Source organism: Stutzerimonas stutzeri, from assembly GCF_024448985.1.
GTDB lineage: Bacteria > Pseudomonadota > Gammaproteobacteria > Pseudomonadales > Pseudomonadaceae > Stutzerimonas > Stutzerimonas stutzeri_AP.
In genome coordinates this window covers 1-26,892 of record NZ_JAMOII010000029.1, presented here as the reverse complement: position 1 = coordinate 26,892, position 26,892 = coordinate 1, and the positions used below count along the sequence as shown (strand labels likewise).

General features: G+C 58.3%; 19 protein-coding genes and 8 pseudogenes. 15 read left to right on the top strand and 12 right to left on the bottom strand.

Annotated features, from left to right (window positions below):
• Positions 1-156: 156 nt before the first annotated feature.
• Positions 157-336 carry a hypothetical protein gene (locus NA647_RS19005; protein WP_256059075.1) on the bottom strand — a complete coding sequence of 60 codons (180 nt, stop codon included), beginning with the start codon at positions 334-336 and terminating at the stop codon, positions 157-159.
• Positions 337-757: 421 nt separating this feature from the next.
• Between NA647_RS19005 and NA647_RS19000 the strand changes: the two genes are divergently transcribed.
• From NA647_RS19000 to NA647_RS19740, 5 genes and pseudogenes are all read left to right on the top strand, one after another.
• Positions 758-1,882 carry an alkene reductase gene (locus NA647_RS19000; RefSeq protein WP_256059077.1) on the top strand — a complete coding sequence of 375 codons (1,125 nt, stop codon included), beginning with the start codon at positions 758-760 and terminating at the stop codon, positions 1,880-1,882.
• A 66-nt stretch (positions 1,883-1,948) separates the two neighbouring features.
• Complete coding sequence (locus NA647_RS18995) at positions 1,949-2,932, top strand: LLM class oxidoreductase (protein ID WP_063543695.1); 984 nt, start codon at positions 1,949-1,951, stop codon at positions 2,930-2,932.
• Positions 2,933-3,070: 138 nt separating this feature from the next.
• Complete coding sequence (locus NA647_RS18990; protein WP_049326338.1) at positions 3,071-3,376, top strand: ArsR/SmtB family transcription factor; 306 nt, start codon at positions 3,071-3,073, stop codon at positions 3,374-3,376.
• A 267-nt stretch (positions 3,377-3,643) separates the two neighbouring features.
• Positions 3,644-5,452, top strand: a pseudogene (mobH, locus tag NA647_RS19745) (MobH family relaxase); the annotation flags it as partial.
• Positions 5,453-5,761: 309 nt separating this feature from the next.
• Positions 5,762-6,157 (top strand): annotated as a pseudogene (locus NA647_RS19740) (conjugal transfer nickase/helicase domain-containing protein); the annotation flags it as partial.
• Between the two features lie 79 nt (positions 6,158-6,236).
• Here NA647_RS19740 and NA647_RS18975 read toward each other — a convergent pair.
• From NA647_RS18975 to NA647_RS18960, 4 genes and pseudogenes are all read right to left on the bottom strand, one after another.
• Positions 6,237-8,888: an excinuclease ABC subunit UvrA gene (locus tag NA647_RS18975; protein ID WP_256059074.1), complete on the bottom strand. Its 2,652-nt coding sequence runs from the start codon at positions 8,886-8,888 to the stop codon at positions 6,237-6,239.
• A gap of 8 nt (positions 8,889-8,896) precedes the next feature.
• Positions 8,897-9,475, bottom strand: a pseudogene (locus NA647_RS18970) (ATP-dependent DNA helicase); the annotation flags it as partial.
• Positions 9,472-11,108: pseudogene (locus tag NA647_RS18965) on the bottom strand (VRR-NUC domain-containing protein). The pseudogenes NA647_RS18965 and NA647_RS18970, both read right to left, overlap by 4 nt.
• 668 nt (positions 11,109-11,776) lie before the next feature.
• On the bottom strand, positions 11,777-12,916 hold the full coding sequence (locus NA647_RS18960) for a glutathione-independent formaldehyde dehydrogenase (protein WP_003291480.1): 1,140 nt from the start codon (positions 12,914-12,916) through the stop codon (positions 11,777-11,779).
• A 775-nt stretch (positions 12,917-13,691) separates the two neighbouring features.
• Here NA647_RS18960 and NA647_RS18955 point away from each other — a divergent pair.
• Complete coding sequence (locus tag NA647_RS18955) at positions 13,692-14,249, top strand: type 1 glutamine amidotransferase domain-containing protein (RefSeq protein WP_044315387.1); 558 nt, start codon at positions 13,692-13,694, stop codon at positions 14,247-14,249.
• A gap of 178 nt (positions 14,250-14,427) precedes the next feature.
• Positions 14,428-15,475, top strand: a pseudogene (locus NA647_RS18950) (transposase).
• 191 nt (positions 15,476-15,666) lie between these two features.
• On the opposite strand, the gene NA647_RS18945 reads toward NA647_RS18950, so the two are convergent.
• Entirely contained in the window at positions 15,667-16,581 is a 915-nt protein-coding gene (locus NA647_RS18945; protein WP_003291547.1) for a LysR family transcriptional regulator, read from the bottom strand.
• Positions 16,582-16,725: 144 nt separating this feature from the next.
• On the opposite strand from NA647_RS18945, the gene NA647_RS18940 reads away from it, so the two are divergent.
• The 5 genes and pseudogenes from NA647_RS18940 (at position 16,726) to NA647_RS18915 (ending at position 20,885) form a co-directional block, all read left to right on the top strand.
• Positions 16,726-17,469 carry an SDR family oxidoreductase gene (locus tag NA647_RS18940; protein WP_046618274.1) on the top strand — a complete coding sequence of 248 codons (744 nt, stop codon included), beginning with the start codon at positions 16,726-16,728 and terminating at the stop codon, positions 17,467-17,469.
• Positions 17,470-17,529: 60 nt separating this feature from the next.
• Entirely contained in the window at positions 17,530-17,754 is a 225-nt protein-coding gene (locus NA647_RS18935; RefSeq protein ID WP_013970887.1) for a metal-sensing transcriptional repressor, read from the top strand.
• A gap of 59 nt (positions 17,755-17,813) precedes the next feature.
• On the top strand, positions 17,814-18,923 hold the full coding sequence (locus NA647_RS18930) for an S-(hydroxymethyl)glutathione dehydrogenase/class III alcohol dehydrogenase (RefSeq protein WP_003291553.1): 1,110 nt from the start codon (positions 17,814-17,816) through the stop codon (positions 18,921-18,923).
• Between the two features lie 43 nt (positions 18,924-18,966).
• Positions 18,967-19,365: a VOC family protein gene (locus tag NA647_RS18925; RefSeq protein ID WP_036993209.1), complete on the top strand. Its 399-nt coding sequence runs from the start codon at positions 18,967-18,969 to the stop codon at positions 19,363-19,365.
• A 185-nt stretch (positions 19,366-19,550) separates the two neighbouring features.
• Positions 19,551-20,885: pseudogene (locus NA647_RS18915) on the top strand (DUF3422 family protein).
• A 103-nt stretch (positions 20,886-20,988) separates the two neighbouring features.
• Here the strand turns inward: NA647_RS18915 and NA647_RS18910 are convergent.
• From NA647_RS18910 to NA647_RS19730, 3 genes and pseudogenes are all read right to left on the bottom strand, one after another.
• Positions 20,989-21,183, bottom strand: a pseudogene (locus tag NA647_RS18910) (transposase); the annotation flags it as partial.
• 204 nt (positions 21,184-21,387) lie between these two features.
• Positions 21,388-21,696 (bottom strand): helix-turn-helix domain-containing protein, encoded by a 309-nt coding sequence (locus NA647_RS19735; RefSeq protein ID WP_423836495.1) that lies wholly within the window; start codon positions 21,694-21,696, stop codon positions 21,388-21,390.
• A 123-nt stretch (positions 21,697-21,819) separates the two neighbouring features.
• Positions 21,820-22,350, bottom strand: a pseudogene (locus tag NA647_RS19730) (DJ-1/PfpI family protein); the annotation flags it as partial.
• A gap of 117 nt (positions 22,351-22,467) precedes the next feature.
• Between NA647_RS19730 and NA647_RS18900 the strand changes: the two are divergent.
• Entirely contained in the window at positions 22,468-22,770 is a 303-nt protein-coding gene (locus NA647_RS18900; RefSeq protein ID WP_007182542.1) for a putative quinol monooxygenase, read from the top strand.
• Positions 22,771-23,396: 626 nt separating this feature from the next.
• Here NA647_RS18900 and NA647_RS18895 read toward each other — a convergent pair.
• Together NA647_RS18895 and NA647_RS18890 are read right to left on the bottom strand one after the other, a co-directional pair.
• Complete coding sequence (locus tag NA647_RS18895) at positions 23,397-23,594, bottom strand: hypothetical protein (protein WP_023082110.1); 198 nt, start codon at positions 23,592-23,594, stop codon at positions 23,397-23,399.
• A 176-nt stretch (positions 23,595-23,770) separates the two neighbouring features.
• Complete coding sequence (locus tag NA647_RS18890; protein WP_013970892.1) at positions 23,771-24,667, bottom strand: LysR family transcriptional regulator; 897 nt, start codon at positions 24,665-24,667, stop codon at positions 23,771-23,773.
• A gap of 140 nt (positions 24,668-24,807) precedes the next feature.
• Here NA647_RS18890 and NA647_RS18885 point away from each other — a divergent pair, with 140 nt between their 5' ends.
• Positions 24,808-25,797 carry a zinc-dependent alcohol dehydrogenase family protein gene (locus NA647_RS18885; protein ID WP_256059076.1) on the top strand — a complete coding sequence of 330 codons (990 nt, stop codon included), beginning with the start codon at positions 24,808-24,810 and terminating at the stop codon, positions 25,795-25,797.
• Between the two features lie 229 nt (positions 25,798-26,026).
• On the top strand, positions 26,027-26,581 hold the full coding sequence (locus NA647_RS18880) for a YkgJ family cysteine cluster protein (RefSeq protein ID WP_256059070.1): 555 nt from the start codon (positions 26,027-26,029) through the stop codon (positions 26,579-26,581).
• A gap of 58 nt (positions 26,582-26,639) precedes the next feature.
• On the opposite strand, the gene NA647_RS18875 is transcribed toward NA647_RS18880, so the two are convergent.
• Positions 26,640-26,892: hypothetical protein (locus NA647_RS18875; RefSeq protein WP_256059069.1), on the bottom strand; the 253-nt coding region annotated here is incomplete at its 5' end.

The window sequence follows — 26,892 nt, the reverse complement described above, 5'->3', positions numbered from 1 at the left end:
TAGATACAAACGCTCTATGGCCTGAGGAATTCCTCTGATTGTCCGCTGAAATGACCACATCACCTCAGCCGTCAGCGACCTCAGACCTACGATCCAAGTCTCGCTGATCATTAAGGGCCACGGCGTCCGCACGCATTCGAGCAGGCACTGTATCTCTCAGCTTTGAAAAGTCAGCATCGCTTGCAGGCTTTGGGCATCAAGGAATTCGTCAATCACAAGCTGATTAGCGTCATCGATATTGACGCGCCGTTCTAACTTCATCTGCACATCAACGCAAACATCAATACCTGATGCAACCAGCCTCCTTAATGAAAAAATCAAGGGAGCTGGCTGCATAGGCAACCCTGGCGCGAAGCACGGCGCGCTCCCAGCTGATCCAGAAGTGAGCTGCAAGGGCGTGGAACCATGCGTACGTGCCGGAAGCAATATTAATATATTGACATATATGAATATCGGGAATAGTCTACCCATAACCGCGCTAGAAACCCCAGAAGGTAGTCCCATGAAAGATTCCAGCGATACCCATCCGAATCACCTTCCCGACAGCAGCTACGGCCTGTTTATTGACAACCAGTGAGTTTCGGACGAATACGGTGAAGCCCTCGCCATTATCAACGCCACAGCTGCCGACGTCGCCCGCGCGGTGCAGGGCGCACAGCGCGCCTTCGTGACCTGGACCGCTCGGACTCTTCCGACCTCGTTGATCCATATTTCTTGACCCAGGACATCGGCTATTTTAGATATGCAGGTAAACAAAATGGCACAAACAGAACTTTTCAAAACCACTCAGCTGGGCCCATACACCCTCAAGAACCGTATCGTTCTGCCGCCACTGACGCGTTCACGCAGCTCCCAACCCTGCAATATTGCGAACGACCTAATGGCCACATATTACCGTCAGCGCAGCGGTGCTGGCTTCATGGTGACCGAGGGCACACAGATCGAACCCCGAGGACAGGGTTATGCCTGGACACCTGGCATTCATAGCCCGGAACAGATACAAGGCTGGCGTAAGGTCACCGACGCTGTTCACGCCGAAGGGGGGGTGATCTTTGCTCAACTTTGGCATGTGGGCCGCGTGTCGCACACGTCGCTGCAACCCGGTGGTGAAGCGCCCGTCGCGCCATCAGCCATCCGCGCGGACAACGTCAAGGTGTTCATCGAAACTGGCCCCGGCACGGGTACACTGGCCGACCCTTCGACCCCACGAGCCCTGTCCACCAAGGAGGTAAAGGAACTGGTTGAGCTCTACGCCCAAGCAGCCCGAAATGCTTTGGACGCAGGTTTTGACGGGGTGGAGCTTCACTGCGCGAATGGGTACCTGGTAAACCAGTTCATTTCGGCGCATACCAACCAGCGTGATGATGAATATGGCGGTTCGCTGCAGAACCGTCTTCGCTTCCTGCGCGAAATCACCCTCGCCGTTGCTGGTGTCGTCGGCAAGGAGCGCGTTGGCGTTCGCTTCGCCCCGCTGTTCGCGACCACAGACGAAGACCGCGTCTACCTTGGCCTGGTCGAAGAAGATCCTCACCAAACCTACATCGAGGCAGTGAAGATCCTCGAGGAAGTAGGCATTGCCTACCTGTCGCTCGCCGAAGCCGATTGGGAAAACGCACCCGAGCTGCCTGAGACGTTCCGGGAAGCTGTTCGTAAGACCTTCAGCGGCAAGATTATCTATGCCGGCAAGTACACCGCTGAACGAGGAAATCGCGTGATAAAAGCTGGCTGGGGCGACCTGATCGCTTTTGGCCGCCCCTTCATTGCGAACCCCGACCTGCCCGCTCGTATCGCCAACAACTGGCCGCTTAACCCAGTTGATCCAAGCAGCATGTACGGCGGTACCGATAAGGGCTACACCGACTACCCGACTTACAAATCCTAAACGCTCAGAGCCACGCCCCATAACTCAGGGGCGTGGCTTTGCGTTTGCTGACCGAGGAAGTTAAGCATGTACCAACCGAGCACGATCCCCTACCAAGAGCATAGGGGATTCAAACGAACCTTCAGGCAGGGTCATCTAAGCCTTGGGCTGTTCTTTCCCCTGGAGGCTTTCGAAGGTGATACACCGAGCATGTTAGATCAGGTCGCGCTGGCCAAACGTGCAGAGGCACTTGGTTTTTCGGCGCTCTGGTTTCGCGACGTGCCGCTCAGGGACCCAAGCTTCGGCGATGTCGGCCAGGTTTTCGACCCTTGGGTGTATCTGGGCTACATGGCAGCCCATACAACAAAAATCGCACTAGGCACCGCCTCCATCGCCCTTACTTTGCGTAATCCCTTGCACACGGCAAAGGCCGCAGCGAGCATTGATCAGTTGAGCGGAGGTCGCTTGCTCCTGGGAGTAGCCTCTGGCGATCGTCCCGTGGAGTTTCCCGCATTCAGCGTTGATCCAGAACAGCGTGGCGAGACCTTTCAAGAAAACCTCAATGTGATACGCCAAGCCCATCGAACACACTTCGAGCCCATTCGCTGGAGTCACGGCGAGTTACTGGGGGCCGATCTCGTTCCCAAACCTACGACTCGGGAAATACCGCTATTCGTAACCGGACACAGCCGCCAGCCGCTCGATTGGATCGCGCGTGAAAGCCATGGATGGATCAACTATCCACGTCCGCCAAAAATGCAGCAACTCATCGTGGAAGATTGGCGACAGGAAACGGCTAAACAATGTGGCACTATCTACAAGCCGTTCTTGCAATCGCTGTATATCGACCTGGACGAACACCCATCCACGCCGCCCTCGCCTATCCATCTAGGATTCCGACTGGGACGTAACCACCTGCGGGCCTTGCTGGATACACTTCAGGAAATCGGTGTAGATCACGTCATCCTGAACCTCAAGTATGGTAAACGCCCCGCAGCAGAGGTTATCGAGGAACTTGGCAAACATATCGTCCCGCAATTCGGCGCACAGGTGCCCGATAGTCCTACCTGACAGGACAATAGGATTCCAGTCCAAACCAGCCCGTCATTGCGACGGGCTGGCGCGCAGAGATCATGGCGAAGCCTTCCAATTTGATGCGCGAATCAGGAAGATATCTAGATATCGAAAAAAACAGGTCTCAAAAAATTCATGATTATTGACGTCAACGAAGCCCTGAAAGCATTGGCGAACCCGACGCGCCTTGCCATCCTCAATTGGCTCAAGGATCCCAGGACAGTCTTTCCCGAGCAGGAAGTCGACCCAGAAACGGTAGGCGTGTGCGTCAGTATCATCCAAGAGCGCACGGGCCTCTCGCAGTCAACGACATCGCTTTATCTCGCAGCTCTACAGCGCGCGCAATTGGTGACATCGCAGCGGATCGGCCCCTGGACCTACTACAAACGCCACGATGAGAATATCGATGCCTTCTTCAAGGCGCTGCAAGAAAGAATCTAGGGCTGCACACCCTTGTATTTCTGACTGATTTCAGTCTTTGCCGATGTCAAAAACAGCAATGTGACCAAATAACGATCAGATCATCCGAAGCTTCGAGTGATCGAACAGCATTACCAGTGATGCGGTGCGCGGAAAAAACGCTCCTATAGCAAAACTGCCACTTGACAACGCTGAAACCAGGGGCTGTACACGCAAAAGACAGCACACTCCAGAGAGGGACGCGAAGCCCTTCAAGTGCTCTTCTACGGCCAACCTTCTTTAGGGGGCAGCCGCCACGGCGTCGACATCCCACGCCAGCCCCTGGCGCGTTGGGTGATCCAAAGTGGCGAGCAACTGCAACCGTTGCTCAACCTGATGCGCGACAAGCTGCTGGACTACCCCGTGTTGCACTGCGACGAAACGCGCTTGCAGGTGCTGCATGAACCGGGACGCGACCCCTCGGCACAATCCTGGATGTGGGTGCAAAGCGGTGGGCCGCCGGACAAGCCGGTGATCCTTTTCGACTACACAGCCAGCCGCGCGCAGGAGGTGCCGCTACGCCTGCTCGATGGCTACCGCGGCTACCTGATGACCGACGACTACGCCGGTTACAACGCCGTGGCTGCACGCGACGGCATCGAACGCCTGGGCTGCTGGGCGCATGCGCGACGCAAGTTCGTCGAAGCCCAAAAGGTGCAGCCCAAGGGCAAGACTGGGCGTGCCGACGTGGCGCTGAGCCTGATCAACAAGCTCTACGGCATCGAGCGTGACCTGAAGGACGCTGACCATTCCATTCCAGCGGGTTCCCCATTGACGCTGGAGCCGCATCCCATTTCCCGCTATACCGAAGCGGTTAAAGGCCAAAGGGCCGAAACGGCAAGGGAATGGGGGTGCAAGGGGAAAGGCCCTACCTCGAAAAGGCGAAAAGGCATCCCGGCCGCCCCCCCAGAGGACACCCACATGCTCTCCCTGTTCCAGCGAAAACGGCCTCCGGTCACTGCACCATCACCAGCGCCCGCCACCGACCTCCCCAAAGGGCTGCTACGGCCCGAATCGGCCGCATCGCTGCTGGCGACACCGCGCCGACAGAAGCTGCTGGAACACATCTGGCAGCGCACGTCGCTGTCGCGCCGGCAGTTCGCCACGCTGTACCGCACGCCGCTGGAGCGCTACGCCGAGCTGGTCCAGCAATTCCCCGCTTCCGAGAGCCATCATCACGCTTACCCCGGCGGCATGCTGGATCACGGGTTGGAGATCGTCGCCTATGCGCTCAAGCTGCGGCAGTCCCATCTGTTGCCCATCGGCGCCAGCCCCGAAGACCAGGCGGCGCAGTCGGAAGCCTGGACCGCCGCCGTTGCTTACGCCGCGCTGCTGCACGACATCGGCAAGGTGGCCGTCGATCTGCTGGTCGAGCTGGCAGACGGCTCGCTGTGGCATCCCTGGCACGGCCCGCTGCACCAGTCGTACCGCTTCCGCTACCGCGAAGACCGCGAGTACCGGTTGCACAGCGCCGCAACAGGGCTGCTCTACCGCCAATTGCTCGATGGTCCGCTCCTAGACTGGCTCAGCGGCTATCCGTCTCTGTGGGCACCATTGCTCTACGTCTTGGCCGGGCAGTACGAGCACGCCGGCGTGCTGAGTGAACTGGTCGTGCAGGCTGATCGCGCTTCTGTGGCACAGGAACTGGGCGGCGATCCCGCGCGCGCCATGGCCGCGCCCAGGCACGCGCTGCAACGCAAGCTGCTGGACGGGCTGCGCTTCCTGCTCAAGGAACCGTTGAAGCTGAATCAGCCGGAAGCCTCCGATGGCTGGCTCACTGAGGATGGGCTGTGGCTGGTGAGCAAGACTGTCTCGGACAAGCTGCGCGCGCACCTGCTGTCTCAGGGGATCGACGGCATTCCTGTGAACAACACCGCCGTCTTCAACGTGCTGCAGAACCACGGCATGCTCCAGCCCACCTCAGACGGCAAGGCGGTCTGGCGCGCGACCGTGACCAGTGCGACCGGCTGGTCCTACTCGTTCACCCTGTTGCGCCTCGCGCCCGCGCTGATCTGGGAATCCGGCGAGCGGCCAGCGCTTTTCGCAGGCACGGTGGCGATCGACACGACGCCAGCGGAAACCAACGGCAGTGCACCAGGCACACCGCCCGCGGTCGTGGGGCAGCCAACCCCCGAAGGTCTGGAGACTCCCCCTTGGGAATGCCCTCGCAGCGATACCGCCTTGCCGACTGCGGCCCCGCCCGTGCCTGACGTCATGGAGGACATGCTGGCGATGGTTGGATTGGATCGCACGGCCGACATGGGGAAGGGTGAAGATCCAGTGGAGAAAGTCCCTGCCCCAACCACAGCCGCAGCGTCTCCCTTGCCACTTACCCCTGCGCCTGGACCTGCATCAACTCCAATAGTCGCGATACCATCCGGGGAGCATTTCATGACGTGGCTGCAACAGGGAGTCGCCGCGCGGCGACTCATCATCAACGACGCCAAGGCGCTCGTGCATACGGTGAGCGACACCGCCTACCTGGTCAGTCCCAGCGTGTTCCAGCGCTATGCGTAGGAACATCCCCAGGTGGATGCGCTGGTCAGGCAGGACAAGCAACCGGATTGGCAGTGGGTGCAAAAGCGCTTTTAGAAACTGCAGCTATACCGCAAGCACCCAAATGGCCTGAACATTTGGACCTGTGAAGTCACGGGCCCGAGGAAGTCCCGCCGACTGCATGGCTACCTCCTCGAAAATGGGTCCTTGGTATTCGCCGAAATACCGCCCAACAATCCCTATCTTGCTCTGACTCAGGAAGGATGACGCGACTCGGGCAGCGACCGTCACCACCGTGTGGCGACGATCAATGCCCCGCGAAGCTGGCAACATTTGGCGAACTAAGCTACTCGACCCGCGCCAACTCCCGTGCAAGGAACGGAGCGGTTCGGCTGCCAGACTTTCGGGCCACCTGCTGAGGGGAACCCGCCACCACGATGCTGCCGCCGGCAGCGCCCGCGCCTGGCCCTACGTCGATCACCCAGTCGGCTTGGGCCACCGCACGCATGTCGTGCTCGATCATCACTACGGTATTGCTGGCATCGACCAGGCGCTGCAACTGCACCAGCAGCCGGTCGGCATCCGACGCGTGCAGCCCGGTGGTCGGCTCGTCGAGCACGTACAGGCTTCGGCCGCGCTGGCTGCGCTGAAGCTCGGTCGCCAGCTTGATGCGCTGCGCCTCGCCACCGGAAAGCTCAGTGGCCGGTTGCCCCAGGCGCAGATAGCCCAGTCCGATGTCGCGCAGCAGTTGCAGGGGCCTTGCCACCGCGTCTTCACCCGCGAAGAATTCGCTGGCATCGTCCACGGTCATCTGCAGCACCTCGGCGATGTTGCGCCCGTTCCACTGCACCTTCAGCGTGGCCTCGTTGTAGCGCGCGCCATGGCAGGTCGGGCACGGCGCGTACACGCTGGGCATGAACAGCAGTTCCACGCTAACGAAACCCTCGCCCTCGCAAGTCTCGCAGCGCCCCTTGGCGACGTTGAACGAGAACCGTCCGGCATCATAGCGGCGGCGTCGAGCATCGGGCGTGGCGGCGAACAGCTTGCGCACATGGTCGAACAGACCCGTGTAGGTAGCCAGGTTCGACCGCGGCGTGCGCCCGATCGGCTTCTGGTCCACCTGCACCAGGCGCTGTATGGCGTCCACGTCGCCCGCCAGATGGCCGCCGGTCGCTTCGACCACTGCCGGCCCTTCGCTGGTGGCGCTTTCGGCGGCATCGTCTTCAGGCTCGTGGCCCAGGTGCAGCAGCACCAATTCCGGCAGGGCCTGCGCGACGAGGCTGGATTTGCCGGAGCCAGAGATGCCGGTAACGGCTGTCAGCACGCCCAGCGGAATGCGCGCATCCACGCCATGCAGGTTATGGCGGTGGATGCCCTGCAGCTCCAACCAGCCGGTCGCTTCGCGTGCTCGGCTTCCGGGTGCGGGAATTTCGTCGAACAGGTAACGTGCAGTACGCGATTCGGCAATCTTGCGCAGGCCATCCGGCTCGCCGCTGTAGAGCACGCGGCCGCCACGCTCCCCGGCATCCGGCCCGACATCCACGAGCCATTGCGCGCGGCGCATCAGGTCCAGGTCGTGCTCCACCACAAACACCGAGTTGCCCGCGTCGCGCAGCCGGTCGAGTGCATCGTACAGGGCCTGGCTGTCGGAGGGATGCAGGCCCACCGAGGGTTCGTCGAGTACGTACACGACGCCGAACAGCAGGGAACTTAATTGCGTGGCCAACCGCAAGCGTTGCAACTCGCCGGCCGAAAGCGTCGGCGTGGCCCGGTCCAGCGTCAGGTAGCCCAGGCCTAGCCCGCGCAGTTGGCGCAGGCGCGCCATCACGCCTCCAGCCAGGCGCTGTGCGGCGAGGCGCTTTTCTTCCGACAGCGCGGAGGTACGGCGCACGTCGGGCGATACCGCATGGACCGCACGGCCGGTGGCAGCGCGTTCGGCACGCTCGCGCCGGGTCGCTTCCTTGTCCGTAGCCGCACCCGCTGCATGGGCGCGGAAATCGCCCTGTGCGATGGGTTCGAGCAATGCCGCCAAGTGGTCCAGCGGCATCTGCATAAACGCGCCGATGTCCACCCCAGCGAAGGTGACCGACAGCGCTTCGGGCTTGAGCCTCTTGCCGTGGCAGGTGGGGCACGGCTTGCCCTCCATGAACCGGGATACGCGCTTTCTCATCAGCGCGCTCTGGGTATTGGCGAAGGTGTGCAACACATACCGCCGGGCGCCGGTGAAGGTGCCCATGTAGCTCGGCTCCATCTTGCGTTTGAGCGCGGTGCGGGTTTCGGCAGGCGTGAAACCGGCGTACACCGGCACCGTTGGTGTTTCCTCGGTGAACAGAATCCACTCGCGATCCTTTTTCGGCAGGTCCTTCCACGGCCGGTCAACGTCGTAGCCCATGCTGACCAGGATGTCGCGCAGGTTCTGGCCCTGCCAGGCGGGTGGCCAGGAAGCAATCGCCCGCTCACGGATGCTCAGGGAGGGGTCGGGCACCATGATCGCCTCGGACACCTCGTACACATGACCCAAGCCGTGGCAGGTCGGGCACGCCCCCTGCGGCGTGTTCGGCGAAAAATCCTCGGCGTACAGCATCGGCTGGTTGGCGGGATAGGCGCCGGCGCGCGAATACATCATCCGCACCAGGCTGGACAGGGTGGTCACACTGCCCACGGAGGAACGCGCATTGCTGGACCCCCGCTGCTGCTGCAGCGCCACCGCTGGTGGCAGGCCGTCGATCGCATCTACATCCGGCACGCCCGCCTGGTCGATCAGGCGCCGTGCATAGGGGGCCACCGACTCAAAGTAGCGTCGCTGCGCCTCGGCATAGATGGTGCCGAAGGCCAGCGAGGACTTCCCGGAGCCGGAGACACCCGAGAACACCACCAGCGCATTCCGCGGGATGGAGACGTCCACCTCTTTGAGGTTGTTCTCGCGCGCGCCACGCACCTGCACGAGGCCGCTGGCCGCAGCGGTACAAGAGGATTCACCGAAAGAATTGTTTGGCATGTTCTTATCCTGTAGTTCGCCCCGCTCAGGACGGGACTTCCTGAGTGGTAGGGAAAACTGATGCTCTGCAGATGCTCGTCACGCTTGATGCGGTGTGCTTCTTCCTGTTCAGCCCAGCTCAGAAACAATTGGCACTGCTGATTGAAGAAGTCTTCCAGTTCAGCGGCTGTGAAGTGGTCGCTGAAGGCATGCTCGGCGTGACTCATCACGTCGAAATACATCACAGCCAATTCCAACTCTTCCAGCTCAAGCTGCTGGCAGAGCAGCCAGCCGTAGACCTTGACCTGCGCCCAATGCAGCAGCCGGTGGTTGGCCGGAATGCGGCTGATATCGCCACGGTGGGTTTTGATCTCTTCTAGGCGCCGCTCTTGCGGATCGTACCCGTCGGCCCTGCCGCTGACCAGCAGGCCGGGGTAGCTGCCACTTAGAGGTAACTCGGCGATATAGCCGTCTCCCCGCCGATCAACCACTGTCTGGTGCCCAGCCATGCCTTCCTGAGCGGTGGGGGAAGGGGTGAAGCGCAGATCCAGGTCACCTTCCTTGGCGGTGAACTCGCACAGTGCCCGCACCGCTACCCGATAGCTCATGCCTCAGCCCAGCGCACGTAGCAAACTACAACGGCGATACCGTGCTCAGCCGCGAAACTGAGCCAGCGTTTCTGGTTGTCCTGCAGGCGGTCGCCGGGGCCTTTGACCTCAATCATCCGGTAGCGATGTTCCTGCGGATAAAACTGGATCAGATCGGGCATGCCGGCGCGGTTGGCTTTCAGATCTCGCAGCAGGCGGGTAAAACAGGCGTGCAGGTGTGCAGCGGGAATGCACTGCAGGGCTAGTTCCAGGCGCGCCTCATCGAGCATGCCCCAAAAGACGAAGGGTGATTGCAGGCCGAACTTTTCCTGATACCGGGCCTTGACCAATTGCCTGTAGTCGGGTTGTTCAAGTTGCAGTAGACAGCGTTTGAACAGGTGTTGGCGGCGCGCATAAAAGTCCGGGCTGTGCAGGTCCACCGGGCCACTGTGGAACGGGTGAAAAAATGACCCCGGCAGCGGTGCGAAGATCGCCTCCCAGCACAGCAAGCCGAACAGGCTGCAGAGCAGGGTATTTTCCACATAGTGCACCGGAGCATCATCCTGCTGCAGGTGATCACGCACAGCTATCTCCACACTGCCATGTGTCGGCGCCGGCAATACCAAGTCGATGCGGGTTTCGCTCGCAGCCTTGGGCTTTTTCACCATCTGCAGGCCGAGCTTGCGCTGCAGGCGGGTGAGGGCTCGTTCCAGGCGCTGGCTTTCTTCATCGCTGCCTGGGGTTTGGCTAAAGGCCAGGGCCTGATCATAGGCCTCGGCATCGCGCCCCAGTTGTTCCAGTACGCGAATCTGTCGCCAGCGGGCTTCGCCATGCGCGCTTTGCTGATAAAGCAGCAGGGCCTGCTCCAGCTCACCGCTCTTCTCCAGTTGCTGGGCGATCTGAAACAGCAGGCGCGATTGGCGACTGCAAAGGTATGGGTTGCTTGAACTGAACGCCAGCAACGGCGGCACAATGTCCGCCAGGTCTGCGCCTTGCTCAACGCTGACGCGTAACTGGCGCAGGTGCAGGTAATCTTCAAGATCCTGGCGGCACTGAAAACCACGTGACTCCGGGCCTATGTCCACCGATTCGTAACGGTAGATGCCCAGATCCGTCAGCACGAACTCGGACCAGTCCTGAGCCAGATTGCCAAAGAACATCAGGCGCAAACGATCACACAACTCGCCCACCATCAGGCTGAGTAACTGATCATCCAACATAGGGCACCAGTCCGTGAAGGTCTGGGCAGGTAGCTCCATTGCGCGCAGTTGTTCGAGCTCGGCCTTTTTCTGCGCCGCGCGGCGGTCTGTGAGCGGCATATGAGTCAGCACCTCATCCTTGCGCAGCAGCTCGGCAATCTCATCGGCTGTGAGCAGCGCCTGCTCGGTGATCCATCCCTGTTCAAGCAGTGGATCGGCAGCAGCCAGGCAGTCGCCGATCTCGGGGTAAACGAGCTTGCTCAGACGAAAATGACAGCCCTTGCGCTAATCATGCGCACCAGCAAGGCCTGGGATGGCCAGGGCAGGGTATTGAAGGTGTCGAGAAAGGCACGTTCTTCATCCGCCAGTAGATCTGCATAGCGCTCAGCCACCCAGGCGAGTGCCGTACGGAAATTGCTGAGGTAGTAAAGCTCAGGGGCTAACGAGACGGACATGGTAGCGATCACTGTATTCTTGTACAGGATTGTCCGTGTTGCGGTGCCGAGGATCAACTGGCGCAGAAGCTGACGGTATCAGCAGGTGAAAGTGGCCAACTCCAGCCCGATGCTACTGGCGACTCCCGGCCGGTATCTGCCTGTCGCGTTAGGCAGGTACCGGCCGAGACTGTGTAAAAACGTTTTCAAGTGCGGCAGGTACTCAAACACAAGCTAGAAATCGTGCATCTGGGAGAAATCCACATTTGCTGACGTGCCGATAAACTCCAGATTTCACGTAGACGCGAGTACTTCAATTTTGACGAAGCGTTTTTACACACTCTGGGCCAATAGCGGTCAGTCGCGATACCATAGAGATGATTCACCATAAGGCAGCGACTGGAGCTCACGCAGCAATAATCCTTAGATCCATTGCTAACTGACTAATACAAGATGCTGCTGGTTGGCAGATTCGATTCGTTCTCTCATCAGGATCACAAGCCGTCGGTACTCAAGCTTAGGAACAGCATGGCGATTGGCAGATTTCCAAAGTCGCCATGAGTCGCTCAGAACGACGTTTCATGACCGGCGAAACTTGGATCCTGCCTGAGCATCATTGATGCTCGCATGGATTCGAACGATACAGCATCCGGGTAGCCGCCCCGAGCAGGAGACGGCTACTCAAAACACTAAGCCGCAGGCTTCATCACAACCTTCGTCCACCCCTTGTCTCGTGCATCGAAGTGCTTATAAGCACTTGGGCCATCATCCAGCTTCAATCGATGGGAAACGATCTGCGAGGGTGCGGCACGCCCGTGATGAATTAGCTCAGCCAACTGGCGGTTGTACGCCTTGACGTTGGCTTGCCCGGTGCCGATTTTCTGCCCTTTGAACCAGAAGGAACCGAAGTCGAAAGCCATCTTCCCTTCTTTGGCTAACTCGTTCTTGGCACCCGGATCTTGGGGAACGAATACCCCGACTACTCCGATACCACCGGTTGCCTTGGTCGAGGCGACGAGGTTGTTCATGGTCAGGTGATTCACCTCGTGGCCATGTTTGTCGCAGCACTGGTAGCCCACGCATTCGCACCCACGATCCGTGCCTTTACCATCGGTGTAATTCAGGATTTCATCGACAGCCTTCTGCTCGACGGAATTGATTGGCGTGGCCCCCATCTGGGCAGCCAGTTTCAAGCGGTCTGGTTGATCGTCTATTACGAAGACCTGCGAAGCGCCTTGGATAAGCGCGGAGTGCGCCGCCATCAAGCCGACCGGGCCTGCGCCGTAGATGGCAATGGACTCGCCTGGTTGCAGCCCCGCCAGCCTTGTTGCGTGCCATCCCGTGGGGAAAATGTCGGAGAGCATGACGTAGTCGTCCTCGCGCTCCTTCGCATCCTCAGGCAGCACGAGACAGTTGAAGTCCGCGAAGGGAACTCGCAGCAGCTCGGCCTGGCCACCGTCATAAGTGCCCATCTCTGCAAAGCCGTAGGCGGCACCAGCGCTGCCTGGATTGGCGGTCAAGCAATAGCCGGTAAGTCCTTTCTCGCAGTTTTCACAAAAACCACAGCCGATGTTGAAGGGCAAGCAGACCATGTCTCCAACCTTAACGCGCTCAACTCCTGCACCTACCTCGACCACCTCACCGAGGTTCTCGTGACCGAAGACTCGACCCGTCTCGAAGGTGGTTCTGCCTTCGTACATGTGCAGATCGGAACCACAAAGATTCGTGGATGTGACTCGAACGAGAGCATCCGTTGGTCTCTCGATCTTCGCATCTGGGACGTTCTGGACGCTGACGTCACGCGGGCCGTTGTAGACGATTGCTTTCATCTGGGTTCTCCAAGTCAGTTCAAAGGAGCGCCGATTGCGCTTTCGCTCCTACCTTGGTTCGTCTCCCATGCAACGCTCGTTGTTCAGGAAAACTGGTCAAAGCCTGACGGGCGGTACCGCGTTCGAGGCTGATGCAACAGCTCTAAAACGACCATTTTCCTCTATTGAAGCGCACGTCGCCGTTGCTCGACACTGGACTAAACTTTCCGTTTTTGCAGACAAATCGAGATGCCCAATGGAGACCGCTAAGATTCAAGCATTCGCAAACTGCGAGATCCGGATGGCAACAAGATGGCGTTGTTCTGTACCAGTGAATCCGAACCCATTAGCCCTGAGTAAGATGCCCGCGACAGAGTGGCCTATGCGGTCAGTGAAGGTATTCAGGCATCCCGTTGCAAAGGGCGGCAAAAGCCAGAACTAGCCATAGTTCAATTGCCCCGTCTCACACCGGATACTCGACTGCCAAGTCACTCATTTGCGCTCCTGCTCGCGCACTTTCAGCAATCCGAGAACCGTGTGCCGTCCCAGGGTCAGGGCGAAGAAAACCCTACTACTCGTGGCCCAGAGTCACGCAAATGATGTTTATAACCTGCTCAATTTTTGCAGGCTCGAATGTGAAATCCCCCGACGTTCCTGGCTTCATCCATTGCATTCTGCTCAAGACGAATGCGGATGAACTTTCAAAACCGCTCTGACCTCCCATCTTCAACGCGTCGGATGAAGTGTCACCCGCACGCCTCCTTTTTTACCTTGATGAGAGGACTGAGTGACCACCATGAGTAATCAACTGGCAGGCAAAAAAGTACTATTCATCACCTCGAATACGGGTATCGAGCGCGATGAGCTGGTGAAACCGCTTGAAACGCTTAAGGCGCATGGCGCCCTGGTCGCCCATGGCTCAAGTGACGGCGGCACTACCCAGACGTTCGTTCAGGACACTGAGAAAGATCGCACTGTCGAGTCTCAGGTTGCGCTGGCTGGGCTCGACGCTTCGGACTTTGATGCGCTTGTGATTCCAGGCGGAACGGTCAACGCCGACACGCTTCGACTGGATGAAAATGCCCAGCGCCTGGCCAAGGAGTTCGCCGAATCAGGCAAAGTAATCGCTGCGATTTGCCATGGGCCGTGGTTGCTAATCAACGCTGGGGTCATAGCTGGCAAGACCCTCACGTCTTACCCCAGCGTCAGGCTCGATCTGGAAAATGCCGGTGCTGCTGGTTGGATAGATGTTGAAGTAAAGCAATGCCAAGCCAATGGATGGACTTTGATCACTTCGCGTAACCCCAACGACATCCCCGTGTTCAACGACGCTATCGTAGCGGCGTTGAAGTAGGGAGGCGCTGATAAGCCATACTCCAGCCGCGAGTCACAGGCCGGGTTCTGCCCGAAGCCTGGGCTCAAGGCATTTGGCACATGCTGTCAGTCGTCAGAGGCTTTTTTCGGCCCAGAGTGTGTAAAAACGCACCGGCAAAGCCTTGCTATGTCCGAGAATCTCAGCGCAAGGGACGCCCATGAAACGGTTTATCCAGGGTGAACACCGAGGTCAAAGCACCTTACTTCCCGAAAGCCTCGACGACTACGTCAGTGATACCATCCGGTACGTGTGGTCGATGTCTTCGTCGACGAGCTCGACCTAGGCACGCTAGGTTTTGATGGCGTCATTCCAGCTGAAACCGGAAGACCGGCTTACCACCCTGCGATCCTGCTGAAGATCTATATCTACGGCTATCTAAACCGCATTCAATCGAGCCGGCGTCTTGAGCGAGAAGCTCAGCGCAACGTCGAACTCATGTCGTTAACCGGGCGATTGATGCCCGACTTCAAGACCATCGCCAACTTCCGAAAAGACAACAGCAAAGCCATTCGCGGCGCCTGCCGCCAGTTCGTTTTGCTCTGCCAGCAGCTGGGACTTTTTAGCGAAAACCTAGTTGCCATCGACGGCAGTAAATTCAAGGCGGTGAACAACCGCGACCGGAATTTCACCAGCGCCGAACTGAAGCGGCGCATGGAAGAAATAGAGACGAGCATCAGCCGTTACTTGGCATCGCTCGATGCGGCTGATCGACAGAATCCTAGCGCCTCCGCGCCAGACACTGCCAGCCTGGAAGACAAAATCGCCAAGCTCAAAGCGCAGATGAAAGAGCTTCAGGGGATCGAAACTCAGCTCAACGATTCCCCTGACAAACAGGTTTCGCTGACCGACCCAGATGCCCGTTCGATGATGACGCGCGGCAGCGGAGTTCAAAGTGCCAGAGTTGCGCGCTGAAAACCCAGTGCACGCTAAGCACAAATCGTCGCGTAAGGCGCTGGGAAAATGAGGCTGTGCTGGAGGAAATGCAGCGCCGGTTAAACCAAGCACCAGAGATGATGAAGGTTCGAAAACGGACTGTTGAGCATCCCTTCGGGACGCTCAAGCAGTGGATGGGCGCAACGCACTTCCTGACCCGAAAGCTGAACGGGGTGAGTGCAGAAATGAGCTTGAATGTGCTTGCCTATAATTTGAAGCGGGTGATGAAAATCATGGGTACCGAAGGCTTATTGAAGGCGATGACGGCGTAAAAGCCCCGGTTTTTACTGTCCCAAGAGGTACCACAGTGCTTTATAAGCGCTCTGACGCGCCACCGGCGCTGATCGTGGCAAATGCTCGGGAAATCACTACGCCCAGGCGCAGTGGGCTGGGGCATACAAGATGTGAAAGTGTTTTTACACACTCTGGGCCAAAAGCGGACGATTGCTGGCAGGTATTCAAGCTATGTCCCCAGGCCCTGGGGAAATAGCTTGGGGTTTGAGAAAGCCTGCTTAAGGTGGTCGTACACCAATCGCACCCGCTTCGATACAGGACCCTGCTGCGGGCGGTATATGAACAGATCCCATGGCGCTGGAGCGAGATCAGCCAAAACAGCAACCAGCTTTCCTGACCGCAGATGAGGCTCAGCCAGATAGGCAGGAATTTGGCCAAAACACATGCCTGCCAGGGTGGCTTCCAATTCCGTATCTGGATCATCACAGATAAGAGCTGGCTGCCTGGGCGTGAACGTTTGCCCGTCGGCAAATAGCCAAGGCCAAGGGCGGCCATTTTTCCGGTCGATCAGGACTGAAAGTGGCAGCTTAGCTAAGGCATCCAAAGATTTAGGTGGTGTCTTTTGGCCTATGAGAGACGGGCACGCGACAACGTAAAACGGCACGGGAGCTAAGGCACGTGCAACGTAGCGCCGGTCGCGAATAACCCCCACCCTGATACCAATATCGATATGCGCCTCAACAGCATCAGTCATCTGATCTTCCAAGCGGAGATCGAATTGCAGGTCAGGATGTGCAGCGGCCAGGGGCTGAAGAAACGGTATCAGGAAGCGCCTGCCAATAGCATGTGGAGCCGTAATCCCCACCCTACCTGACAGCTCAGGCTCCGTCCTGTGCGACCGGAATAGCGTATCGAAATGATCCAGAGCTGACCTGGCATCTTTGGCGTAATCCTGACCGAAAGCAGTGATGCTCACCTGGCGGGTATTGCGGTGGAACAGTGATTCGCCAAGCTCAGTTTCCAGGGCTTGAATGGCTCGAGTCACCCCTTGTGGGGAGATGCCTAATCGAGTTGCCGCTTGGCGGAAGCTACCTGCCTCTGCTGCTGTGCAAAAAATCCTAACCATCTCCATGCGGTTAAGCATGTTGCCCCTCTCATTTATTCCATTTTCAGGAATAGCATAATCTAATCATTTCCATTTATTGAGATCAATCATGGGTCTAAAGTTTGCGCACTGCCAGGTTAACCAGCCATGGCGAAGTACAAACCCGCCGATGAGGTTCTCAGCATGAGCAATAACATTTCTGGAAAAGTTGTCGTTATCACCGGTGCCAGTAGCGGCCTGGGTGAGGTTACTGCGCGCCACCTTGCTGCGCTTGGCGCTCGCGTAGTGCTGGCTGCACGTCGCAAAGATAAACTCGACGCATTGGTGGCTGAGCTGATCAATGCAGGTGGTCAGGCAATCGCGTATCAGACCGATGTTACCTCTCAGGAAGAGGTCAAAACGCTCATTCAAGGTGCCGTGGACACCTACGGTCGCATTGATGTACTGGTCAACAATGCCGGACTGATGGCGATTGCACCGCTCAGCGATGCTCGCACTGACGAGTGGGATCGCATGATCGATATCAACATCAAGGGTCTGCTGTACGGAGTCGCGGCTGCATTGCCAGTCTTCCAGAAACAAAACAGTGGTCACTTCATCAACATCGCATCGGTTGCAGGCCTGAAGGTGTTCAGCCCAGGTGGCACCGTGTACAGCGGCACCAAGTTTGCTGTGCGGGCTATCTCCGAAGGACTGCGTCACGAAGTCGGTGGCAGCATCCGCACCACGACTATCGAACCGGGCGCCGTGGACTCCGAACTGAAATTCGGCAGCACCCACCAACAGAGCCGCGATTTCGTGGTGGACTTCTACAAGCATGCAATTCCCGCCGAATCGGTCGCTCGAGCTATCGCCTTCGCAATTGAGCAGCCTGCTGACGTGGATATTAACGAGATCGTTCTGCGCCCAACCGTGCAGGAATTCTAATGAGTTGAGGGCCTGTCTCTTCGGCGTCAGGCCCCGCTTATCTGGAGTGAAAAGCGGTGAGTGCCACATGGCCCGGAAGAAAAGAAGCAAGCGCTCGATGCAGGTGCTGAATGCCCTGCAATTCTTCAGCAGCTTGCAGCTGTTCGTGGGGCTGACAACGGATTGATGGCAACGGTTATGGAGAGCTATCTACGGGAAGAGTTTCCCAGTAGCGAAATCAGGAGCGATTCGCAGAACAAGTCCATTGACGAGACCATCTCCATCGTCCGCTCCTACCTGCGGTAGAGGCACCAGGGTGCCCTCGGTGAGGGAAAATTTAGTTAGCTAGTAAAGGAAGCGACATCATGAAATCACGTGCAGCAGTTGCCTTCGGGCCTGGAAAGCCACTGGAAATCGTCGAGATCGACGTCGAGCCGCCGCGCAAGGGCGAGGTGCTTGTCAGGATCACGAATACCGGCGTTTGCCATACCGACGCCTTCACCCTGTCGGGCGAGGACCCGGAAGGCGTGTTCCCGGCGGTGCTGGGCCATGAGGGCGCCGGCATCGTGGTCGAGGTCGGCGAGGGCGTGACCTCGGTCAAGCCGGGTGACCACGTGATCCCGCTGTACACCGCCGAGTGCGGTGAGTGCCTGTTCTGCAAGAGCGGCAAGACCAACCTGTGCGTGGCGGTGCGCGCCACCCAGGGCAAGGGCGTGATGCCCGATGGCACCACCCGCTTCAGCTACAACGGCCAGCCGATCTACCACTACATGGGCTGCTCGACCTTCAGCGAATACACGGTGGTGGCCGAAGTCTCGCTGGCCAAGATCAACCCGGACGCCAATCCCGAGCATGTCTGCCTGCTGGGTTGCGGTGTGACCACCGGCATCGGCGCTGTTCACAACACGGCCAAGGTTCAGCCGGGTGACTCTGTGGCCATCTTCGGCCTCGGCGGCATCGGGCTCGCTGCGATTCAGGGGGCACGCCAGGCCAAGGCAGGTCGCATCATCGCCATCGACACCAATCCAGCGAAGTTCGAGCTGGCTCGTACCTTCGGCGCGACCGAATGCCTCAACCCGAAGGACTTCGACAAGCCGATTCACGAGGTTCTCATCGAGATGACCGGTTGGGGTGTCGATCACACCTTCGAGTGCATCGGCAACGTCAACGTGATGCGCTCGGCACTGGAAGCAGCACATCGTGGCTGGGGCCAGTCGATCGTCATCGGCGTGGCTGGTGCAGGCAAGGAAATTTCGACGCGCCCGTTCCAGTTGATCACCGGTCGCACCTGGAAGGGCTCGGCTTTCGGCGGGGTCAAGGGCCGCACTCAACTTCCCGGCATGGTGGAGGACGCAATGAAAGGCGAGATCGATCTCGCCCCGTTCGTCACCCACACCATGGGCCTCGACGACATCAACAAGGCCTTCGACCTGATGCATGAAGGCAAGTCGATTCGCACGGTGATCCACTACTGACCGCCCACTACCCATTCAACACCAACCACCAAGGAAATTAATCATGTCCACTCCTGTCATTTCTGGCGATGGCATCTTTTCGCACATTTTTATCGGCGCTGCCGACCTTCAGAAGTCGGTCGCGTTCTACGACGCCGCTCTGGGTGCTCTTGGCATCAAGAACCTCGGTCCTTTCAACAACGGATGGGTACTTTTCGGTCGCGAAAAGCCGGCTTTCATCATCGCCCGCCCGGGCAATGGTGAAGCGCCTTCCAGCAACGGCGTGACGATCGGCTTTGCGGTCGCCACTCCCGCTGAAGTGCATGCCTTCCACGCCGCCGGCCTTGCCGCAGGCGGCACTGACGAGGGCCAACCTGGCGCACGTGGTCACCTGCCGGGTGCCTATGCAGCCTACCTGCGTGATCCGGCGGGCAACAAGGTCTGCTCGTACACCTTCGTCTGAAAGCAAGGAAGCTGAGAGCGTTCTGACAGGGTCAGCACAAGCCTCTATTATACGGCGAGCCTGTTAGACGGACTGTGTAACGCGGTGCCTGCTCATGAAGATCGGCCCGCAGCCATGTGTGAAACGCATGGCTGCGGGCATTTGTTTTGAAGCGTGCTTTTCAACCAATGAGAAATGAGGTCGTTATGAAAGAGCCGGCCAATATCAATACGACGACCGTACAACCCACCCCGACCGCCACCGTGTACGGCATGCCGGCCTATGCCGATCGTGCTGCAGCCGTGGGTGAAGTGCATGCGCGCCCGCATCTGTTGCTTCAGGCCCCCCGCGGTATATTGCAGCTCTCTTTCATGACCGAAGGCGACTAGGCCAGGGATCAGATGGCGATGAGCGAGTTATCTCATCGCTTCGGCGTTGCCGAGCCCGACCACGCTACGCCGCTACACGGCGTGACATGGGATGAGGGAGACCTTCACTGTGAAAAGCACACCGAGTTCTCTACGTATCTCTGGTGCGCTTCGCTGGATTCCAAGACGGGAGAGCCTTGCGGAGAAAATCCCTTCAAACATGGATTTGTTCCTCCGGGCCCGGTCGTATCCGGCATCCGCTTGAGACTTCTTCCGTGGATGCCAGAAACGGAGAAGGAGGCTGATCGCTTCGATCCTGCCAGCCTGTGCTACTCGCTGGTAGAGAACGGCTCTGCCGCCATCTTGACCGACTTCCGACAGGATGAGGATGGCCTGACGCAGATCCTCATCCTTGCTCGTGATTTGACCCCGGCGCGGGCAGGTGCGCTGGCTCAACGTCTATTGGAGATCGAGACGTACCGTACCTTGGCGTTGCTGTCTCTGCCGTTGACGCGATCGATGACGTCGGAGCTGCGACGCATGGAGTCGCGCCTTGCAGCGATCACTGACGAGATGTGTACGAGTTTGGTAGAACGCCGCGATAGCGACGTGCTGCTTTCCGAATTGACCGGTCTGGCCGCCGAACTGGAAGCTGGCGTCGCGGCAAATCTCTATCGCTTCGGCGCCAGCCGTGCCTACTACGAGATCGTCGAGGAAAGGCTGGCTGCGCTTTCAGAAGTGGCCGTATCCGGATACAGCACCTGGGCGGACTTCCTGCAGCGTCGCATCGCTCCAGCCATGCGGACGTGCCAATCCGTAAAGGAGCGCCAGGCCAAGCTCTCCGACAAACTGACCCGAGCCATCGCGTTGCTGCGTTCGTGGATCGACGTCGAACTTGAACGCCAGAACCGCGATCTGCTGGCTTCGATGAACAACCGGGCCAAGTTGCAATTGCGCCTTCAGCAAACCGTCGAAGGCCTGTCGGTCGCGGCAATTTCTTATTACGTCGTGAGTCTTCTCGGCTACCTGCTCAAGGGCATTCCGATCGTTCACGACAGCGTGGCGCCGGTGATGGCGGTTCTGGTACCTGCGGTGATGCTGACGATCTGGTGGATCGTCCGCAGGATAAGACACGCCCACAGCGACACGGCGGCGGAAGAGAAATCTTCCTGACGAGCTGCCGTCCTGGCGCGCGATAGCTGCGCCGTCCGTTTGAACAGAGGAGAACAACATGCCAAGCAATTCTTTCGGTGAATCCTCTTGTACCGCTGCGGCCTGCATTGAAGCGTTTGTAGACCTTATTCCAGTAGCCAAACGCCTTGGGCAGGTCTCTCCAGGGACATCCCGTGCGCATGCGGTACAGCATGCCCTCCACGGTCATTCGTAGATCACGCTTGTTGTAGATGGCCTTGTGCAGCAGAATTTCCCGCAGCTTCGACCAATGCTCATCGCTGAGCAGTAATCGGGGCATTGCAAGCTCGTATCGATGTTGGGTCAGAGCTTCAACGATACGGGCTTGCTCTTATAGATCAATGGGTTAGCGCGAAATGGCAACAGACCCTAGCAAACCAGTTCAAATAACGTGGCGCAGTAGTTTTATCAGGTCCAAATGCGCCGTTTGGCCTGCGTCAGTTTCCCGGCGGTCTCCAGCTGTACATACACCAAACGCCTCTGGTCATCCACCGCGTCGCAACTCCCTGACACCCCGGCCCAGCTTGCGGCGCAACAGGGCCCGCAGGGTCACCCCATCCGAGTACCCGACCTGTGCGGCGACTTGGTCGACGCTCGCGTTTCCGGTGCGCAAGAGATGGACGGCATGCTCCACGCGCAGGTCCTGGAAATACGACAACGGTGTCTTGCCCAAAACGCTTTGCAGCTGCCGCGCCAAGGTACGCTCGCTTGTGCCCGCGGCGCTGGCCGCCTCGGCCAGCGAGAACCCCTGCGCGAGTCGACTTCTGGCCCAGCACTCGAAGCGCTCCACCATCGGGTCGGCATGCGCAAGGTGGTCGGGAATCACGAACTCGGCTTGCGAACTGCGTGCCTCGACCAGCAGATAGCGTGCCACTAGGGCCGCCAGCGCCGGACTGCGCCCCCGGATGATGCGCAAGGCCAAGTCGACGTGGGCCAAAGCGGCACCCGCGGTAGTGAAGTGTGTCGAGTTCACGATCATGCGTGACTCGTCCAGCGTGACGTTCGGATAGCGCTGCCGAAACATCGGCCCCAGCCACCATGACGTCGTCGCACGATGCCCATCAAGCAGGCCACTCTCTGCAAGCAAGAAACTACCGGAGCAGGCGGCACCAAGGTGCGCGCCAGCGGTGGACCACTGCTGTAGCACGGCGACCGCATCGGGCACGTCGGGGCGTGTGAGCCGAGCCGAGAGCGTGTCGGGCATCTTGTCACCAAACGCGGGCACGAGCACGACGTCTGGTTCCGGCACACCACGCGCAGTGACCACGGGGACCGTCAAGCCTTGCGCAGTCCGGATGCGACGCCGCACGGCCACCAGCGTGATCTCGATGGGCGCGGGAGCCTGTGGCAGCGAGCCCGCCATTGCGTTGGCCAAGCCAAGGGTGTCAGTCAGGGCCGCAAGCCCCAGATCAAACACGCCATCACAAACAAGGATGTGGATTTTCATGGCAACAATGATATCAATGTTGTCATTACTGCCTATAGAGATGTCTATCATGAAGACTTAGGCTGCTGTCTCGTCGATCCCTTCACCCACTTTTCCATTTACCCCAAGGATTACAGCATGACCAAGCTCGCCCTGTTTGTTCGCCTCGAAGCCAAACCCGGCCAGGAGGCTGCGCTTGCCGACTTCCTGGCCAGCGCACTGCCACTCGCCAACGCAGAGTCCGGCACCACTGCCTGGTTCGCATTGAAGTTTGGCCCTTCGACGTTCGGTGTGTTCGATGCCTTTGCCGATGAGGCAGGTCGCCAAGCACATCTGAACGGCCAGATCGCCGCGGCCTTGATGGCCAACGCCGCGACCTTGCTCAGTTCTCCGCCCAATATCGAGAAGGTCGAACTGCTTGCAGCCAAACTGCCTGCATGACAACCCGGCCTTGACCCAATCAGGTCACGCTGCAGGATGGGGGGCACAAGCTCTACGCAGCGATCCCCCCCTCGATTGCACTTGCCCAGGGAGCTACCTTCCACAGCGACGGGGGGCAATATTGCAGCCAGAACTTCCAAGCTGCGTCAGCAAGCAGGGGCAACATCAGGGCTGGCTGTGATGTTCCGATTCGTCGGGTAGTTATCGAGAAGTACCGACTGTTTGCAACGTGTCGGTACCGAGAGCCGTCTGGGCGAGCCAGATTTCCGGCCCATTGGAAGTCCGCAGTCCGCAAGCGCGGATCGATCGAGCGATTTGTTGAAAATCAACGACCTAGCATCGGGCCGTTCGGGCCGTTCGGGCTAGTGAGGGTTTCTGGGGGGGCGTAACGATTCGAACTCCTGCAGGGGCTCGGTGGGGTGGAACCCTGCGCCAAACCTATGTAACTCAGCGCCTTGCGACCGCTGCAAACTCCTGCGGAAAGGTGCGGAATCCGGACCTTGATGCCCGCAATCCTACCAGTTCTGCCCTGGTCGGGTCACCAACCGAGCGCATCAGACAGGGCGCCAGTTCTATTCCCGTTTGGGAATTGAACCCGCGTCAGCATCCACTCATCCGACGTTCGATCAGGCGGTGACGAACCGCTCCCGAAATGCTCGCCGGACCTGGTCGTAAGGCACAGGGCTGGTGGCGTGCGGGACCAGCGCGCTTCTGTCGCCGATGAGGTAGTTGATCCGGTAGGTGCAGTTTCCGGAGGGGTGCAGCATGCCGGCAATCACCCGGTCGGGATTCAGAACCCGCTCCTGGATCAGGCGGTCCAGCACGCTCTGGACCTACGGCCCCAAGCCAACGAACATGGCATCTTTCAGTTCTTCGACTTCCGCCGCGAAGTGCTACAGCAGGTACTTCCTCAGCAAGGGGTGCTTGGTCATATCCGGTGAGCCACGGTAATCGTCGTCCTTTACGAATACCGGATAGCGCAGACATTGATTTTCGTGCGTTAGAGAGGGCCTCGCTGCCCAAAAGCCTCACGCGCAAACTCCAAGAAGCTGCGCAGCTTTGGAGTCATTCTTCGGTCAGGGGCATAGAGGATGTGCATTGCGGTATTCGGCACCGGGTACTGCGGCAACAGACGCACCAGTGTCCCATCGCGCAGTGCATCGCTAACCAACTCTATCGGCTGTAGAACCACGCCTAGACCAGCTACAGCCGCTGCCAGCAGTGGATCACCTTGATTGATCGTTAATTTGCTTGTAATAGGAACATCTATACGCCCCTCCGGGCTGTCGAAGCTCCAGTGTGAGCGGCCATCAGAATAGGTAAACCCCAGACATTCCTGCTGCTGTAGATCCCACGGATTGATGATGGGAGGGCGACGTGCAAGATAGGACGGCGCAGCGCATAAAACCATCTGATAGGGCTCCAGTGGCAATGCCTTCAACCCACTGCTCGCCAGCTCGCCGATGCGAAATACCACGTCGTAACCATCATCAACGATATCGACCAGTTCGTTCGATAACGTTAGGTCAACAGACACCTGAGGATACCGAACCATGTATTCCAGCAGGCGTGGCGAAAGCGTGCGGATTCCGAACGTGACCGGCGCGTTGATGCGAAGGCGGCCGCTTGGTGTGCCCCGAGTGAGGGCAGCCAGGCTCTCGGCAGACTGCATGTCTGCAAGGATCAGTTTTGCTCGCGGGTAGAACGCCCTGCCGAAGTCGGTGAGGCTTTGCCTGCGCGTAGTCCGGTGCAGCAGGGAAACACCCAGATGTTGTTCGAGCATTTTCACCTGTTTCCCTACCAATTGAGGGGACAGATTCAGGTCGTCCGCAGCGGCGCTGAATGAACCCAGCTCAACTGTTTTGACGAACGTGGCCATCTGGGTCAGGCGATCCATTATAAACACTCTGTTTCTAGTAATACGCCATCGTAGGCATTTATCTAGCGCCAACCAATGACTAAATTTTTGTCACCTTTCGAGTGCCCGGATACCTTCCGGATGTACGTCGAGGCCCATTGATAAACGAGGTATTTATGATGGCACGCATTGTCAGAATTCATGAATACGGTGACGCCAGCGTTCTGAAGCTGGAAGATCTGGAAGTATCGGCACCAGCAGCAAACGAGGTGCAAATTAGTGTTAAAGCTTTTGGCTTGAACCGAGCCGAAGTGATGTTCCGCAATCACGCATACCTACAAGAAGCGGAGTTCCCCAGCCGCTTAGGCTACGAGGCCGCAGGCATCGTAACGGCAGTTGGGAGCGACGTAACCGAGATCACGATTGGTGACTCGGTCGCTCTGATCCCACCTCTGGATATTGCTCGCTGGGGCACCTACGGCGAGTTGGCCAATGTACCGGCCCACCTGGTGGTAAAGAGCCCTGAGAACTTGTCCTTTGAAGAGGCTGCGGCGTCTTGGATGCAGTACGTCACCGCCTGGGGGGCATTGATTGAACAGGCGAAGCTACTGCAGGGCGATTTTGTCATCGTTACCGCCGCGTCAAGCAGTGTTGGCTTGGCCGCCTTCCAAATGGCTCGTATGGTCGGCGCCACATCGATTGCGATCACTCGAACTCACGCGAAGAAGCAGGCCCTGCTTGATGCAGGCGCTGCGCATGTCATCGTCAGCGATGAAGAGGATATCGTCGAGCGTGTTATGACGATAACTGCCGGTCAAGGCGCTCGCGTTGTATTCGATCCTGTAGGCGGGCCGTCCTTTGAACCTCTCACGCAGAGCATGGCGTGGGGCGGAATTTTGCTGGTGTACGGCGCACTCAGCTCTGAACCGACACCATTCCCACTGTTTACCGTGCTGGGCAAAAGCCTGACTTTGAAGGGTTATCTCTACGCAGAGATTGTGGCCGACCCTGAAGCCCTGGAGAGAGCGAAGGCTTTTATTCTGCAAGGGTTGAAGTCCGGTGCGTTGCGCCCGATCATCGCAAAGACATTCGCACTTAGCGACATCCAGGATGCCCATCGTTTCCTTGAAGCCAATCAGCAGATCGGCAAGATCGTGGTAACTGTCTGACCAGCAATTATGGGGCTGAGAGCGTAATCCTTCGGCCCCGATTCAAGCCAGCCCTGATGACCGCTTTTGGCCGATTGCAGCCGGTCGCCACCAGTTGCATGCTCAAAGCAGACATTGAGACGTACCTCAAACACGCCTCTCGATCGCCCAAAAACGTGTGTAAGCACTTATAGCCAGCCTGGGCTAATGGTCAGTACGATCAGGAAGAACAGCTAATCGGGAAAAGGATATGGCACTCAAAGAAGATCAAGAATTTTCCCGCACGGCCTGTGAGCGCTTAATCATGGGGTTTCCTGCCAAGCTCATCAAGAAAGAGTCCGCAATCGCAGATCGCCTCAGCCAGGTGAAACTATCGCCCTTGAAGAAGCTGGAGGCCGTCTATGGGCTTCTTGGTGAGATAGGTGCACACATAGCGCCTTCAACGCCCTGCAAGAAAGGTTGCTCATCCTGCTGCCACTACGGGGTCACTATCTCTGAGGTTGAAGTCCAGTACATAGAGGCACGCACAAAGCACAAACGATTGAAGCAGATGCTGCCTAGTAAAGACTTCCATGGGCAAGCTTGTCCTTTCCTCAAGGAAAACTCCTGCAGTATCTATTTAGCTAGGCCATTCGTTTGTCGTCGACATCACTCACTGGCAGCGACTCCTGAATGGTGTGCTCCCGATAAGTCAGCTGCCGGTGATTTTGCTCGGCTTGAATCCAGCGAGCTGAGAAAAGCTTTTGACGCCCTACGTGTAGGCAGTCCAGTTTGGGATATCCGACAAGTTTTCATGGCCCAGTAAGTCTCGAAGTCCGTGTAGGGCAGTCGAAATGTGGAGCCAGTTGATTGCGGCCAGAAAATCAGGGGCGATTCACAAAGCTATTCCGGCTGCGCCCTTTTGAAGTCCATTGATGTAGCTCGCTGACATACTGGGCCTGGAAGCGCTTCCGCACCTCCTCAGAGCGAATGCGCATAGACTGCATCAGATACTCGGAACTGAATCCGTAATTCCCTTTGCCGCTCGACAGTTTTTGCATTGCCTGTGAGACGGACTCAATTGAGCATGCCAATTGACGGCACCCTTCACTTGAGGTCGCATTCCAAGCAAACCTA

Coding starts and splice junctions, on each gene's coding strand:
- NA647_RS19000 (WP_256059077.1), top strand. CDS start 758: ATGGCACAAACAGAACTTTTCAAAACCACTCAGCTGGGCCCATACACC.
- NA647_RS18940 (WP_046618274.1), top strand. CDS start 16,726: ATGAGCAATAACATTTCTGGAAAAGTTGTCGTTATCACCGGTGCCAGT.
- NA647_RS18955 (WP_044315387.1), top strand. CDS start 13,692: ATGAGTAATCAACTGGCAGGCAAAAAAGTACTATTCATCACCTCGAAT.
- NA647_RS19005 (WP_256059075.1), bottom strand. CDS start 336: ATGCAGCCAGCTCCCTTGATTTTTTCATTAAGGAGGCTGGTTGCATCA.
- NA647_RS18880 (WP_256059070.1), top strand. CDS start 26,027: ATGGCACTCAAAGAAGATCAAGAATTTTCCCGCACGGCCTGTGAGCGC.
- NA647_RS18900 (WP_007182542.1), top strand. CDS start 22,468: ATGACCAAGCTCGCCCTGTTTGTTCGCCTCGAAGCCAAACCCGGCCAG.
- NA647_RS18990 (WP_049326338.1), top strand. CDS start 3,071: ATGATTATTGACGTCAACGAAGCCCTGAAAGCATTGGCGAACCCGACG.
- NA647_RS18930 (WP_003291553.1), top strand. CDS start 17,814: ATGAAATCACGTGCAGCAGTTGCCTTCGGGCCTGGAAAGCCACTGGAA.
- NA647_RS18925 (WP_036993209.1), top strand. CDS start 18,967: ATGTCCACTCCTGTCATTTCTGGCGATGGCATCTTTTCGCACATTTTT.
- NA647_RS18890 (WP_013970892.1), bottom strand. CDS start 24,667: ATGGATCGCCTGACCCAGATGGCCACGTTCGTCAAAACAGTTGAGCTG.
- NA647_RS18995 (WP_063543695.1), top strand. CDS start 1,949: ATGTACCAACCGAGCACGATCCCCTACCAAGAGCATAGGGGATTCAAA.
- NA647_RS18885 (WP_256059076.1), top strand. CDS start 24,808: ATGGCACGCATTGTCAGAATTCATGAATACGGTGACGCCAGCGTTCTG.
- NA647_RS19735 (WP_423836495.1), bottom strand. CDS start 21,696: ATGGTGGAGCGCTTCGAGTGCTGGGCCAGAAGTCGACTCGCGCAGGGG.
- NA647_RS18945 (WP_003291547.1), bottom strand. CDS start 16,581: ATGCTTAACCGCATGGAGATGGTTAGGATTTTTTGCACAGCAGCAGAG.
- NA647_RS18975 (WP_256059074.1), bottom strand. CDS start 8,888: ATGCCAAACAATTCTTTCGGTGAATCCTCTTGTACCGCTGCGGCCAGC.
- NA647_RS18960 (WP_003291480.1), bottom strand. CDS start 12,916: ATGAAAGCAATCGTCTACAACGGCCCGCGTGACGTCAGCGTCCAGAAC.